Genomic DNA, 14,322 nt, shown 5'->3' with positions numbered 1-14,322 from the left:
GACTCCGCGCCTCCGTGTGCTCCTCTGTCACCTGCATTCGGTTACGCGCTGAGGGCGTTCCTGGATCGCACCCCGTTTGACGGCGGTGGATCGTCAGCCGCAGAATGTCGGCAGCCGCGCATCCACCAACGCCCGATCGAGCCGATGACCACCCTGCCCCGCTCCGCCGTCTTCATCAACGCCGCCGAAGTCGCGGTGTGCACCGGGCCCGCCCGCGCGTCCGAGAACGCCGATCCCGCGGGCGTGCTGCACGGCGTGGCCGTCGCGGTGGTGAACGGCGTGGTGGAGGCGTTGGGCCCGCAGGACGACGTGCTGGCCCAGCATCCACACCTGGAGCGGGTGAACTGCGCGGGCAGAACGCTCACGCCGGGCTTCGTCGACAGCCACACGCACGCCGTCTTTGGCCGCTACCGCGTGGAGGAATACGCGCTGCGCTGCACGGGCGTGCCGTACATGGAGATCGCGCGGCGCGGCGGCGGCATCAACGCCAGCGTACGCGATCTGCGGGGCCGCGGCGAGGACGAGCTGGTGGAGATGGCGCTGCCGCGGCTGGACGAGATGCTGCGCGGCGGCACCACGACGGCGGAGGTCAAGAGCGGCTACGGCCTGTCGACGGAGTCCGAGATCAAGACGCTGCGCGCCATCCGCCGCCTGAACGACCTGCAGCCCATCGAGCTGATCCCCACCTTTCTGGGCGGCCACGAGGTGCCGCCCGAGTACCGCGACAACCGCGCGGCGTACGTGGACCTGCTGGTGGAGGAGATGATCCCGGCGGTAGCGGAGGCGGGGCTGGCGCGCTTTTGCGACGTGTTCATGGAGCCGGGCGTGTTCGGGCGCGACGAGACGGAGCGCATCCTTCGCGCGGGGCTGGCGCACGGGCTGCGGCCCAAGCTGCACGCGGACGAGCTGGAGGGGAGCGGCGGGGCGGAGCTGGCGGCGGAGCTGGGCGCCGCGTCCGCCGACCACCTGGGTGACATCAGCGAGGCCGGCATCGCCGCGCTGGCGGCGTCATCCACCGTGGCCACGCTGCTGCCGGGGACGCTCTTCTTTCTGGGCCGGCCGCGGTGGGCGCCGGGACGCGCGCTGCTGGACGCCGGCGCCACGGTCGCGCTGGCCACGGACTTCAACCCCGGCAGCTCGCCCACGCCGTCCATGCACTTTATCCTCACGGCCGGCTGCAGCCGCATGGGGATGAGCCCCGCCGAGTCCCTTCGCGCCGCCACCGCCGGCGGCGCCGCCGCGCTGGAGCTGACGGACGGCCGCGGCACCCTGGCCCCCGGCGCCCCCGGCGACCTGGTCCTCTGGCGCGCGTCCTCCGCCGCCGAGATCCCCTACCGCCTCGCCGCGCCCATCATCGAGGGCGTGTGGAAGGCGGGCGAGCGGGTGGTGTGACATGGCGACTACCCGCTGGCTGGAGTGCCCCGGGTGCCGCCACGAGCCGGGCATGGACACGCTGTTTGCCGAACTCAGCCGGATCGCGGCCGGAAATCGCCACACCTGCACGCAATGCGATGCGGGAGAGGTGCGCCTGCGGCTGATCTTTGCTTTCGCGTTGGGTGCGGGAGGCCACGAGTGCTTCGTGGTGGACGCCTTCATGCCCCGCCGGAGGGTGCAGTGGGAGGATAAAGGCCAGACGGTGGTTTTCATCCCCTTCCTGGTGATCACGCAAACGCCCGATGGCGGCCAGTCGGCGTGGCTTCCGTACTGGCACCACAAGGCCGGGGATCCACGACCACTGAAGTATGGCCAGTTTTCTCCACACATGGACCTGGATCTGTTCGCGGATCTGGTGGAACAGGCGCGTGCGGCCGGCTACCTGCACCCCTCGCGGGAACACACGGTGTGATTTTCGCGCGCGGGCCTGACCCTGTGCGTGGCGCGCTGCACTTCACCGGGAAAAGGATGGGGGCGGAGGATGACGGGGATTCCAGAGACGATGCAGGCAATCGCCATCGACCGCTTTGGCGGCGTGGAGGAGATGAAGCGGATGACGCTTCCGGTGCCGCGGCCCGGGCCGGACGACGTGCTCATCCGCCTGGAGTTCGCCGGCGTGGGCGAGTGGGACCCGTTTGAGCGCGAGGGCGGATACGCGGAGATGACGGGCGAGACGCCGAGCTTTCCCTACACGCTCGGCTCCGAGGGCGCGGGAACGGTCGTCGCCGCAGGTGCGAACGTCCGCGGCTTTGCGCCGGGCGAGCCGGTCTACGCGGTGGGCTTCCTGATCCCGGGCACCGGCTTCTACGCGGAGTACGTGGCCGTGCCGGCCCAGTTCGTCTCGCGGATCCCCGGCGCGCTGACGGCGGAGCAGGCGTCGGGGCTGGGCGGCATCGGGCTGACGGCGCTGCGCGGTCTGGACGACACACTGAAGGTGCAGCCGGGTGAGTCGGTGCTGGTTTTTGGTGCGGGCGGCGGCGTGGGGCACGCCGCGGTGCAGCTGGCCAAGCGGATGGGCGCGCGCGTGTTCGCCGTTGCCTCGGGCGCGGACGGCGTGGCGCTGGCGAAGCGCGTGGGCGCGGACGCGGCCGTCGACGGCCGCGCGGACGACGTGCTTGCCGCCGCGCGTGCATTTGGGCCGGACGGCATCGACACCGCGCTGCTCACCGCCGGCGGCCCCGCGGCGAATGACGCGCTGCGCGCACTACGCGCCGGCGGGCGCGCCGCGTACCCCAACGGCGTGGAGCCGGCGCCCACGGCGCCGGACGGGATTCCGCTCCACACCTTCAACGGCGAGCCGGACCCCGACGTCATCGACCGCCTGAACCGGCTGATCGAGAAAGGCCCGTTCGAGGTGCACGTCGCCCGTACCTTCCCCCTGGCGCAGGCCGCCGACGCCCACCGCGCGCTGGACGAGCACTACCTGGGCAAACTCGCGCTGCGGGTAGACTGATCCAGGAACGGCAGCCACGGGCGGTCGCCCACGGCTGCCGATGATTCTCGAAGGAGCCGCGCCGGTCGTGAGGCGCGGCTTTGCTCGTTTGGCGAGCCGGGGTTCGCTGTCGAACACCTGGATCGCGATCCACCAGCGATCCTCGCGATGAATCAACCGCATACGGTTGATGCCGCGCTCGGCTACCGGCGCGCGGGGGCTGAAAAGCGCGTCGTCGAACGACTTCCCGTAGCATCTCACCACCTTGCAGCAAGCCTCTCACGCGGGACGCTTGACATATTCCGATATAAGCATATATCATTGATCCCATGGCTCGCACACCGACGACATCCGATGCGTTCAACGCCGTCGCCGAAGCGAGCCGACGCGACCTCCTGGATGCACTGGGCACCGGGGAGGCTACGGTCGGCGAGCTGGTGGACCGGCTCGGCCTTACCCAGCCGCAGGTGTCCAAGCACCTGGCCGTGCTGCGCGAGGTGGGCCTGGTGCTGGTTCGCGCGGAGGGGCGCCATCGCTGGTACCGGGTGAACGGGCCGGCGCTCAAACCCATCCACGACTGGGTGCGCACCTTCGAGCGCTCCTGGAACGTGCGGCTGGACCAGCTCGACGACCTGCTTGCCGAACTCCAAACCGAGGAGAAGGACCCATGACCAGCAACACCGCGCTCCGCAACCGCCACGGTTCCGCCGTCATCACCCTGCCGTCGGACACCGACTACCTGATCACCCGCCAGTTCGACGCGCCGGCGCGGCTGGTCTTCAAGGCGTTCACCACGCCGGAGCTGGTCAGGCGCTGGTGGGGATTTCCCACGTCGGAGTGGCTGGTGTGCGAGATCGACCTGCGCGTGGGCGGGCAGTGGCGCTACGTGGTGCGCGAGGGGGAGATGGAGATCGGCTTCAACGGCGAGTACCGCGAGATTGCGCCGCCACACCGCCTGGTGAACACCGAGATGTTCGAGGGCGTGCCGGATCCCAGGCCCGAGGACTACGCCGTCAACACCATGACGCTGGAAGAGGTGGACGGCGTGACGACCATGAAGGTGCTGGTGCACCACCCCAGCCGCGAGGTTCGCGACATGGTGCTGGCCACCGGAATGGAGAGCGGGATGCAGGTGTCTTACGACCGCATGGAGGACCTGCTGCGGGAAGATGCGGACGCGCCCGCCGCAGCGGCCGTGGGCTGATCGGAATCGCCGATCGCGCGAAAGCGATGATTTCCCGGGACTGAGGGGAGTGGCTGAACCTGCCGCGCGATCAGTCATCCTGAGGGAGGCGCCGCTCCGCAAACCGCTTTTGCCCAAGGGAGTTGGCGCCGACCGAAGGACCTTGTCTGCCTGACTGAGGGACCTGAACCGCTCTTGGGGCTGGGCCTCGCGCGACCCGACAGAGATCCTTCGGTCGCGCGCAAACTTCTGTGGTTCTGCAGGTTACGGGCGTGCGCTCCCTCAGGATGACAGTGTGCTCCCGTGGGGAGCAGGTGAGGTTTGGCAATGCCCTCTCAGCCCCCCCCGCCCGACCCCACCTGTCATCCTGAGAGAGGCGCCCCCCGGAACTGTCGGTGACGCGCGGCAGCCCGTGCGCCGACCGAAGGATCTCTATCCGAAGCGCCTCAAACCCTGCCCTACTCAGGCTCCCCAAGGGAGCTTGAACGGCTCCCGAGGGCTGGGTCCCGTGCGACCCGACAGAGATCCTTCGGTCGCGCGCAAGCTTCTGTGGTTCTGCAGGTTACCGGCGTGCGCTCCCTCAGGATGACAGTGTGCTCCCGTAGGGAGCAGGTGAGTTTGGCAACACTCTCTCAGAACGACAGTGGACGGCTCCCGAGGGCTGGGCCCCGCGCGACCCGGCAGAGATCCTTCGGTCGCGCGCAAGCTTATGTGGTTGTGCAGGTTACAAGCGCGCGCTCCCTCAGGATGACACTGGGCCTCCGTTGGGAAATGCACGAAAGCCGCGGACTCGAGAGGTTCGCGGCTTTCGTATCCAGCGAAACTGGCTGCGTCAGTCGTGCTCGCCTAGCTCGTACGGCGGGATGAGGCGGCCGTCGACGTCGGTAAAGCCGTATTCCACGGCCAGGTCGCCGACGCGGTGCACGCCGCCGCTCCTGGCCATCACCCGCGGATCGGCGGCCAGGGCGGCGACGGCGCGGCCCACATAGCGCGGCGACTCGGTGCGCGCGAACTGGGGAAAGTCGCGCCAGTGCGCCTCGTCCGTCTTCTGCGACGCCAGCACGAACTCCGTGCGCATCCACCCCGGCACCACGGCCAGCGACGCCACGCCGTGCGGCCGCAGCTCCTCCGCCATGGCGAACGCCAGCCGGTTCATCGCCGCCTTGGCGACGTCGTAGAACAGGTTGCCGCGCAGGTAGTTGCCGCGATCCCAGTACGACGTGGTGACGATCAGCCCGCGACCCTGGCGGATGAACACCGGCGCGGCGATGCGGCTGGCAACCAGGTGGTTGCGCACACCGCGGTTGAACATGGCCTCCCACTGGTCCAGCGCCTGCTCCCAGAACGGCGCGCCGAACGCCTCCTTGCTGAACGCCTCGTGCCCGCCCCAGGCGTTGTTCACCAGCAGGTCCAGCCCGCCGTGATCGCGCTCCACGCGGGCGAACAGGCCGCGCACCTCGTCCTCGCGCGTGTGGTCCACGCGCACGGCGATGCCGGTGCCGCCCAGCCGCGTCACCTCGTCCGCCGTGTCGTCGATGGTGCCGGGAAGCGACGCCAGCTCCGACTCCCGCATGATCCGCTCGTACCCGCGCGCCGGTTCGGCGCGCGTGCTGCGGCCGGTGACGTACACGGTCGCGCCGGCGGCTCCCAACTCCAGCGCGATCCCCCGCCCTCCCCCGCGGCTGGCGCCCGTCACCACGGCCACACGTCCCCGCAGCGGCTGGCTCGCATCCCCCCCGATCTCGTTCTGCGTCATCTGCTTTCCCATGCGGCTTGATGGACTTCGCACGATCTCACCGCGGAAAGCTATTCGACATCGACCGATGCGTCTTGGAAAAATCCGCACCCCCGCTCCCGGAACTCGCCGGGGGCCAGGCCGGCCAGCGCCTGGAACTCGTTCACCAGGTGCGACTGGTCGTAGAATCCACCTTCGTAGGCCAGGTCAGACCAGGCGCGCTCCGGCTCGCGCTGCAGCAGGGCCACGACCGAGCGAAAGCGGGCGATGCGGCAGACGGCCTTGGGAGAAAGGCCCACGTGGCGGTGAAAAATCTGCTCCAGCCGCCGCTCGCCGATGCCCAGCGCGGCGGCCAGCGCGCGCACGCGGATGCGGCCGCGCGCCCGCTCGATCATCCGCACGGCTTCGGCGGCGGCGGGCTCGGGGCGTGCGGCGCGCGCGGCCAGCACGTCCAGCAGCACGGCCTCCATCGCGGCGGCGCGCTGCAGCGTGGGCGGCGTGGGCCGCAGCCGCTCGACGGCCTCGGCGGCGCGGGGGCCCCAGAGCGCGTCCAGAGGCACGTCCCGCGCGGCCAGCTCACCCGCGGGGATGCCCAGAAGCGCCGCCACGCCCCCAGGGCGCAGCGTCACCGTCACGTGCTCCACCCGGCCCGCCATGTGGATGATGGACGGCTCGCACCGCGCGCCTACGGCCACCGACGCAGCCCCGTCGCTCCCGGGCACCGACGGCGGATCGCCCAGGTTCAGGATCAGGTGCACGCCGCCGTCGGGAAGCACCCGCTCCGCGACGGGATGGGCGGGATCCACCCACTCGCGGCCAAAGTGGATGCGCTCCACGAACGGCCGCAGCGCCGGCGGGGGCGCCGCCGACCCGTACACGCCGGCGGGCGCGTCCGGCCGCTGCCAGAACAGCGGCTCTTCGCCGGTGTGCAGGTACATCCGTTCGGGGTTGGAATCCATCAACGCGCGGCTCGGCAAGATCAGCAGACGAATCGGCTGCGGTGAAAGCTAATCCGCGACGTCATCCACGGGAACACCCAGGGCACCGTCCGCCACGCCGTACTGGAGCGATTGGCGGCGCAACCCGGCGAAGTGCGGCAGAGGCAGGAGCGGGAAGCGCCCAGCCCCCGACGCTATTGGCGTGAGGACATTGGGGGATGCACGAAGACGCTCCACCCGTCCTTCGTGGACGAGACGGTAAAGAAATACAGCGCTCCCGACTGGGACCGCAGCATGCCGCCATACTCGTACGGGACCACGAACTGGTCTAGAAAGTGGTCGCCGGCCCTGCGTGCTTCGACCCTCTTCTCGTACCGGCCTTCGGGTGTAGCCACATAGGAAGTGTCCCCGTCCATGGCGTACATCGAGAACTCCACGCCCGGCGGCGGCGGCCCGCCCCCGGCGGTGGCGGCCATCGTGGCGGCAAAGACCTGCTCAGCCTCCCGCAGCCAGGCACGGCGCTGCATCGCGCCGACCGCCATCGCTACGGCGAGCAGAATGCCGACGCCGATCAGCAGGTGCGCCGGCCGCACGCGCTCGCGGCCCACCAGCCGGATGCGCCGCCCCACCCGCACCCGCGCGGCGAACACTATGGCGTTAAGCAGGGCCAGCACGACCACGAACCAGGTGAAAAGCGCAACGACGTACAGCGCCGGAATGGGCAGCGGCCCGCGGGGGATCCAGCGGGGAACGGAGGTCATCGGCAGCAGCGCCAGATGCAGGAAGCGCAGCACGAACGTCGATAGCTCCGGAGGCGGCTCCACCGTCGTGATCGCGCAAAAGCACCAGCGCGTGCTGTAGCCGTACAGGAGCATCGCCGCGACCTGTATCACAAGCGCGACGGCGAATGCCGTCCATCGAAGTCTGCGCGGAGTCATCGTGACAGGCAGCAGAGGAGTGTTCCGTTGCGGGGGGGCTGACTGGAACGCGCACGGATGCCTGCCTCTGCCACGGACGACGGGTGCGAAAGAGCGCCATCCGCAGCCGCGCATCAGCCGCCGGCGATCCGTCCTCAGGTGCCCGATCAGAACGCGCCTCCCCCGCCCTCTCTGCCAACGACCGGTGCAGCTGAGAATCACCATCACACCATCACACCATCACACCATCACACCCGTTCACCCGTTCACCCGTTCACCCGTTCACCCGTTCACCTTCCCCCCGCCGGCTCCGCCGCCGGCGACCGCTATTCACCGGAGCAGATGGCGCACCTGGACAGCGAAGCGCACCCGGCGGCGTGATCCGCCGATCACGCCGCCGGGCGTACGAAACCCACCGCATCGAAGATGACTTCGATGCGGCGGGTTCTTTGTGCGTCCCGGTGGATCAGGCGGCGCGAGAAGGGAACACGACGACGCGTGCGCAGGGTGTGCGCGGGTTCCGGGTCCCGGCCGCCGGACAGACCAACACCCACAGGATCCGTGTCGCGCGGCCCCGGCTACGACGATTCTGGTTGTTGCGAGCGCGGGAGGAATCTAGAATATCCGTCCGCTTGCGTGCCCCCCATCACTGCCCCGCCGGCTTCCGGATCAAACATGGACCCCACGAGAGGCTCGCCCAGGCAGATCCAGGTCCCCCAGGCCATCCTGGAGCGGCTGCGGGAGGATCTGCGGGCATGCGTCACCGGCACCATCCGCGAGTTCAGTCCGCTCTTCGAGCGCAACCGGATGGTCTTCTTTCCGGCGTACACGGACCACGGCACGTCGCACGTGGAAGAAACGCTGGAGACGGCGCTGTGGCTGATCAGCAAGCAGTCGTGGCAGATCCTGACCGCCGACGACCTGGCCGTGCTCACCCTTGCGGTGCTGCTGCACGACGCGGCCATGCACCTGAGCGAAGACGGCTTCGTCGACCTGCTGCGGAACCGCGGGCCGGATTGGCCGGAGCTGGGCGACCAGCCCTGGAGCGAGCTGTGGGACCAGTACCTTGCCGAGGCACAGCGTTGGGACGGCCGAACCCTGGTCCGGGTGTTCGGCAACGGCGACGAGCCGGCCCGGATCCCGGACCTGGGCCACACCACGAAGCTTTCCACGCGCGACCACCTGCTGATCGGCGAGTTCCTGCGGCGCCACCATGCACGGCTGGCACACCAGATCGCCGTGTCGGGGTTTCCAGGACCGGAAGAGGAGCAGTTGCGGCTGCAGACCAGGGACCCGGACCTGGCGGACATGGCGGGCGCCGTCGCGCGCAGCCACGGGCTTCCCCTGCGCGTGATGGTGGACTACGTCCAGGCGCGGCACCGGCTGCCGGTGTCGCGCGGCGTTCACGTGGTGTACCTGATGGCGCTGCTGCGCATCGCGGATTACGTGCAGATCCACCCCGGCCGCGCTCCGGGGCAGTACCGGATGGCGTACCGCATGGACAGCCCGGAGTCGCGCCAGGAGTGGGAGGCGCACGCGGCCGTCACCGAGATCTCGGGGGTTCACTACGACCCTGAGGCGCTGTACGTGGAGGCACGGCCCGCCAGCCTGGCGACGTTTCTGCGCGTGCGCCGCTGGCTTTCGGGGATCCAGGCGGAACTGGACGTGTCGTGGGCGGTGCTGGGCGAGGTGTTCGGCCGGTTCGGCCCCGAGGGGCCAGCCCAGCTGGGGCTCACGCTGCGCCGGGTGCGCTCCAACCTTGAAAAGGCGGACGACCGCCCGGACCTGTTTGGCTTCATTCCCAGGGAGGCCCGCTTCGCCGCCGCGGACGCCGAGCTGCTGGACCTGCTGGTGATTCCCCTGTACGGCAACCGGCCCGAAGTGGGGGTCCGGGAGCTGTGCCAGAACGCGGCCGACGCCGTTCGCGAGCGGACGGAGTACCTCAAACGCAACCCGGCGCTCGCCGGGGCGCCCGCTCCAGACCAGCCGGACGTGCAGATCGTCCTCACCGAAGAGGAGGGCGCATACACGCTGGTGGTGCGCGACACGGGGATCGGGATGACGCCGGACGTGGTGGTCCGGTACTTTCTCCGCGCCGGCGCATCGTTTCGCCGCAGCGCCGCATGGAGAAAGATGTTCGAGGACGAAACCGGCCACTCGCGGGTGCTGCGGCTGGGGCGCTTCGGCATCGGCGCGCTCGCGGGGTTCCTGCTGGGCCCACGTATCTACGTGTCCACGCGCTACGTGGGCGAGCAGGCAGGCGTGGAGTTTACCGCAAGCCTGGCCGACGAGGTGATCGAGATGCGGCGCACCTCCGGACAGCCGGTGGGAACCACCATCACCATCCCCCTGTCCCGCGCCACGGGCCAGGCGCTGATGAGCCAGCCGGAGCTCTGGGATTGGTACCACCTCGCGGAGCCCCGGCTGGCGCGGCGGATCGTGCGCGGGGGCACGGTCACCGAGCTGGACCCTGGCCCCGTGCTTCCGTTGCCGGGCTCCGCGCTTCCGCCGGAGTGGCGCCGCATGCAGGTGGCCGGGCTGGGCGAGGTGCACTGGAGCCACCGCCCCGCGCCATACCTGTGCTGCAACGGGATCCACGTCACCAGGCAGCGGCCGCGCAGGGACGACCCCGCGGTGACCGCCTTCGCGCAAATCAAGGTGTGGAAAGGCGGACCGGGGCTGGTGGCCCCCAACCTGTCCATCTTTGACGCGGACGGGCGGCTGCCGCTTACGCTGCAGCGCAACGCGCTGGCGGAGCCGCTTCCGTTCCTGAGCGAGCTGGTCGACAGCGTCCTGCGCGATTTTGTGGCCTTTCTGCTGGTGCACGCGCCTCAGGGGCCGGGCTACGATCCCAGATGGTTCGTCCGCTACCAGTCCGGCCAGTACCCCGGGCTGCAGGCGCACCAGACGGCGCTGTGGTTCTCTACCCCGGACGGCGTGGCGCCCCTTACCCCCTGGCACTTTCAGCGGGCGGCGCCGCGCGAGGTGGTGATTCTGCCCCACACGGACCGGCGCACCCAGCTTCCCGCGCTACGCCTTTCCCGGCCGGTCTGTACGACGACGGCCCTTCTCCCCGACGTGTACGACCACCTGGTAGAGTTCCTGGGCCGGCTTTCGGGTGACCCGCACCGCGCCTTCCGGCAGCCGGTGAATGACATTCTGGAGCAATTTCGCCTGGTGGGGGCCCGGCTGTTCATGCCCACGCAGTTCGTGGAGCGTGGGTTTCGCCCCCACGCATGGCAGACCATCCGCAACCGCGCCACGGTGGAGTTGCGAACCCAGGACTGGGTGGTGTGGCGCTTTGGCGACACGCCCGACCCGGTGATTGACTACCTGCGCCTTGCGCACGACGCGCCCCGCGTGGACGGCGACCTGCAGGGTCCCTGGTCCGGCATCGTGGCGGAGTGGTACTACGCGTCGCCCACCGCGGATGGAGACGCTCCGCCCACCGCCGCGCTCCGCCTTCCGCACCCATCCCCGTGGCCGCGGCAGGTGGAGCTCACCAGCCCGGTGGAGCGGCTGAACAGCCGGTTCATCGAGCGGTGGGTGGAGCTTACGGACACGGCGGTGATCCCCTTTGGCGATCCGGAGCGCCGCGGCGCCCTGGCGCACGCCTACAGGGCCCTGGCCGAAGACGTGGCGGCCCTTGAGGGGCATCCGGGGGCACCCGGCCCCGTGGACGGGCACGCGGCTTCGCCCGAGTTCACGCCCACCCTCCACCAGCTCGTCTCGTGGCAGGCCGGCGACCTGGGGCTGGCCGCGGCGCGGCTGCGCCTGGAGCACGTGCCCTACCCGGCAAGCCGCGCCAACGGCTCGTTTCGCGTGATGGACGGGCACAAGTCGCTGCACCTCAAGCTGGTGCGCGAGCCGGAGGCGCGCGCGGGTCTGCGCCGGTTCTGGCCGGCCCGCGACCTGATGCGCGGGCGGTACCACGCACCCGCCGCGATGGCGTGGATCGAGACGCCGGAGCCGGAGTACGCCGGCGTGTTGTCGGCGTGGATCGACGGAAAGGTGCCGGCGGTGCTGGATGGCACACTGTCCGACGAAGTGGTGCTGTGCATCCTGCGTCTGCACCGCGACCGCGAGCTGGCGGCGCTCCTTCGCGAAGAAGCGCCCGCCACCTGCGCCCACGTGTACCGTCGCACCTTTCACGCGCGCTTTGTAAGGCGACTGGCGCAGGTCTCGAAGAGCGCGCCGCCCTTTGTCTCCGCACAGCTTCGCGCGTGGATGGGCGCGCAGGCCGCGGAGCTGGAGGCCGCGGTCTCCGCCGCGCCGGCGTTCGCGGAGCTGGCGGACGCGCCTACCCACGGCGGCCTGTCGCCCGCCAACCTGCTGGTCACGGAAAAGGACGGGTGGTACCTGGTGGATTGGGACGCTCTGGCGCTCGGCGATCCCGCGCTGGACTGGGCAATGCTCTTTGGCCCGTCACCGGCGCGACTGGACGTGGCGACCGAGCGCCAGCTACCGGTGCCGGCCATCGTCGACCGCGGCGTGCAGGCGCGGCTCGCACTCTACGCGCGCGCCACGCTGCTGGACCTGGTCATCGGCGCGGTGTGGGACTGGATCCATGCTGGCGAGGCGCCCGACCACCCGAACAAGGTGCGCGCCGATCTGGAGTCCATCCACCGCGCCGCACTGAACGGCTATCGCTCGCGGTACCCGGATGCGCCCACCGCGGCCCGCAGGCCACACCATCAAACCGAGGCGGCGGACGAATAGCGGGGGGCACGGCGTAGACGGTCGGATTCTCCGCCGTTGAAAGGTAAGGATCCGTTTCCGCGCCGCGCTTCCTGAAGCCGTTGTGTACAACAAGGTGAAGCCCCGTTCCGCGAGCGCTAGCGAGCGGAGACGGGGCTTATGGCAGTTCCAGCCCGCGGCTTTAGCCGCCACTGGCGAGGGACGCGGCGTACGCTGCCGTCGCCGCGGGGAGCGCGGCTTACTCCGCCGCCGTGGCCGCGGGAAGCGCCGCCACCGCCGCCGGCTCCCCGAGCGCCGCCACCACCGGCACCGGCTGCACCGCCGCGGCGGGCGCCGGCCGGCTGAACGCGCTGAACACCGACGGAATGCGCGTCGCCAGCACGCCCAGCAGCTCGCGTCCGGCGTTGCCCACCACGCGCATCACGTCGCGCGACAGCAGCCCCAGCGCAAACGCCAGGTCCGCCGTTTCGCCGTCCGTGGGGCCCAGCGCGCGCAGCACGGCGGTGCGGTGCTTCAGCAGCAGCGGCCGCACGTAGGTCACCGGGTTGAAGTTGGGGACGTGGTGCGCTCCCAGCCCCTCGATGAGCGCGACGGCGCGTCCGAAGTACGTCATCTCGCCCGTGAGCACCACCGGCCAGTCGTACAGCAGGTGCATCACCTCGTCCGCCAGCGCCGCCTGCACCTCGCCCAGCTCGGCGCCGCGCTCCGTAAGCTCCATGATGATGCCGACGAGGCGGCGAATGGTCTCGCGGTCCGTCTCGGGCGCCACGATCCCCAGGTTGAAGAACCCGTCCACCACCTTGTCCGCGTCGCCGCGCACCGCCGCCAGCGCCGTGTGCACCAGGTGGTGGCGCATCGCGGGATCCACCTCGATCACCATCCCGAAGTCCAGCAGCACCAGCGCCCCGTCCGCCCGCACCAGCAGGTTCCCCGGATGCGGATCCGCGTGAAACAGGCCGTCCACCAGCATCATCTGGATGTAGGCCTCTACCACCGCGTCCACCACCCGCTCCGCGTCCACCACGCCCATCCGTACCAGCGGGTCGATGCGGTCCACCCGCGTGCCTTCCACGAACTCCAGCACCAGCGTGCGGCGGTGCACCATCCCGTCGATCACCCGCGGCACGATCACGCGGGGGTTGGCCGCGAACTTCTGCCCGATGGCGCGGGCGTACGTCGCTTCCTTGCGAAAGTCCATCTCGTCCGCGATGCGGCGCTCGAACTCGTCGATCACCACGTGCAGGCCGCGCAGCTGCGGATGGCTCCACCACCGCTCCACAAAGCGCAGCACCATGCGCACGAACGCCACGTCGTGCTCCACGACCGGCTCCACGCCGGGGCGCAGCACCTTGACCACCACGTCCTCGCCGCGGTAGCGGGCGCGGTACACCTGCCCCAGGCTGCCGGCCGCCAGCGGCTCGCGGTCAAACGCATCGAACACCTGGTCCACCGGCGCCCCGTACGCCGCCACCAGCTCGTGCTCGATGCGGGCGAACGGCACCACCGGCACCCGGTCCGTCAGCGTGCTGAGCGAGGCAAGGTACGGCTCCGGCACCACGTCGGGCCGCGCCGAGAACACCTGGCCGATCTTGACGAAGGTGGGTCCCAGCGTGGGGATCATGCGCGCCAGCCGCTGCGCGCGGGCGCGGTGAAACGCCTCCGTGCGGCGCGCGGGCGCCCCCCAGAACAGCAGGCGCCGCCGGTCGCGCGCGAACGAGAGCGCAAAGGGCAGCAGCCGGAAGATCAGCAGAAAGGTGCGCATCGTGATGGGCCGTGCGAAAGAAACGGGCAGGCGCGGGCTTCCGCTCCGCGCCTGCCGTCCGTGCGGGCTCCTGTACCCGCACGCACCTGAACGGTTCGGCGGGGGGAGAAGATTCAGGTGAACGGGTGAACGGGTGAGGGTGTGAGGGTGTGAGGGTGTGAGGGTGTGAGGGTGTGAGGGTGTGAGGGTGTGAGGGTGTGAGGGTGTGAGGGTGTGAGGGTGT

General features: G+C 70.2%; 10 protein-coding genes. 6 read left to right on the top strand and 4 right to left on the bottom strand.

Annotation, left to right across the window (positions count from 1 at the left end):
- The first annotated feature begins 144 nt into the window (after positions 1 to 144).
- The 5 genes from hutI (at position 145) to ACOJUJ_RS28655 (ending at position 4,070) form a co-directional block, all read left to right on the top strand.
- A complete protein-coding gene (gene hutI / locus ACOJUJ_RS28675) occupies positions 145 to 1,392 on the top strand; it encodes an imidazolonepropionase (RefSeq protein WP_420130355.1) in 1,248 nt (415 codons plus the stop codon).
- Positions 1,393 to 1,444: 52 nt separating this feature from the next.
- Positions 1,445 to 1,846, top strand: coding sequence for a hypothetical protein (locus ACOJUJ_RS28670; protein WP_420130354.1), 402 nt, complete (start codon positions 1,445 to 1,447; stop codon positions 1,844 to 1,846).
- Positions 1,847 to 1,915: 69 nt separating this feature from the next.
- Complete coding sequence (locus ACOJUJ_RS28665) at positions 1,916 to 2,887, top strand: quinone oxidoreductase family protein (protein ID WP_420130353.1); 972 nt, start codon at positions 1,916 to 1,918, stop codon at positions 2,885 to 2,887.
- A 308-nt stretch (positions 2,888 to 3,195) separates the two neighbouring features.
- Positions 3,196 to 3,537 (top strand): ArsR/SmtB family transcription factor, encoded by a 342-nt coding sequence (locus ACOJUJ_RS28660; RefSeq protein WP_420130352.1) that lies wholly within the window; start codon positions 3,196 to 3,198, stop codon positions 3,535 to 3,537.
- The gene (locus tag ACOJUJ_RS28655; RefSeq protein ID WP_420130351.1) at positions 3,534 to 4,070 is read left to right on the top strand and encodes an SRPBCC family protein; all 537 of its coding nucleotides are present in this window, start codon (positions 3,534 to 3,536) and stop codon (positions 4,068 to 4,070) included. Before ACOJUJ_RS28660 ends, ACOJUJ_RS28655 begins: the two co-directional genes overlap by 4 nt.
- Positions 4,071 to 4,881: 811 nt before the next feature.
- Here the strand turns inward: ACOJUJ_RS28655 and ACOJUJ_RS28650 are convergent.
- The 3 genes from ACOJUJ_RS28650 to ACOJUJ_RS28640 all read right to left on the bottom strand — a co-directional run bounded on the left by ACOJUJ_RS28650 (position 4,882) and on the right by ACOJUJ_RS28640 (position 7,660).
- Positions 4,882 to 5,805, bottom strand: a complete 924-nt coding sequence (locus tag ACOJUJ_RS28650; protein ID WP_420130350.1) for an SDR family NAD(P)-dependent oxidoreductase — start codon at positions 5,803 to 5,805, stop codon at positions 4,882 to 4,884.
- A 50-nt stretch (positions 5,806 to 5,855) separates the two neighbouring features.
- Positions 5,856 to 6,743 carry an AraC family transcriptional regulator gene (locus ACOJUJ_RS28645; RefSeq protein WP_420130349.1) on the bottom strand — a complete coding sequence of 296 codons (888 nt, stop codon included), beginning with the start codon at positions 6,741 to 6,743 and terminating at the stop codon, positions 5,856 to 5,858.
- A 173-nt stretch (positions 6,744 to 6,916) separates the two neighbouring features.
- Positions 6,917 to 7,660, bottom strand: a complete 744-nt coding sequence (locus tag ACOJUJ_RS28640; protein WP_420130348.1) for a hypothetical protein — start codon at positions 7,658 to 7,660, stop codon at positions 6,917 to 6,919.
- A gap of 654 nt (positions 7,661 to 8,314) precedes the next feature.
- On the opposite strand from ACOJUJ_RS28640, the gene ACOJUJ_RS28635 reads away from it, so the two are divergent.
- The gene (locus ACOJUJ_RS28635) at positions 8,315 to 12,358 is read left to right on the top strand and encodes an HD domain-containing protein (protein ID WP_420130347.1); all 4,044 of its coding nucleotides are present in this window, start codon (positions 8,315 to 8,317) and stop codon (positions 12,356 to 12,358) included.
- A 217-nt stretch (positions 12,359 to 12,575) separates the two neighbouring features.
- Here the strand turns inward: ACOJUJ_RS28635 and ACOJUJ_RS28630 are convergent, their stop codons facing one another.
- A complete protein-coding gene (locus ACOJUJ_RS28630) occupies positions 12,576 to 14,099 on the bottom strand; it encodes an ABC1 kinase family protein (RefSeq protein ID WP_420130346.1) in 1,524 nt (507 codons plus the stop codon).
- Positions 14,100 to 14,322 lie beyond the last annotated feature (223 nt).

The sequence above is a fragment of the Longimicrobium sp. genome, assembly GCF_048594345.1.
In the GTDB taxonomy this organism is placed as follows: Bacteria; Gemmatimonadota; Gemmatimonadetes; order Longimicrobiales; family Longimicrobiaceae; genus Longimicrobium.
This window is presented reverse-complemented; position numbering and strand designations above follow the sequence as displayed.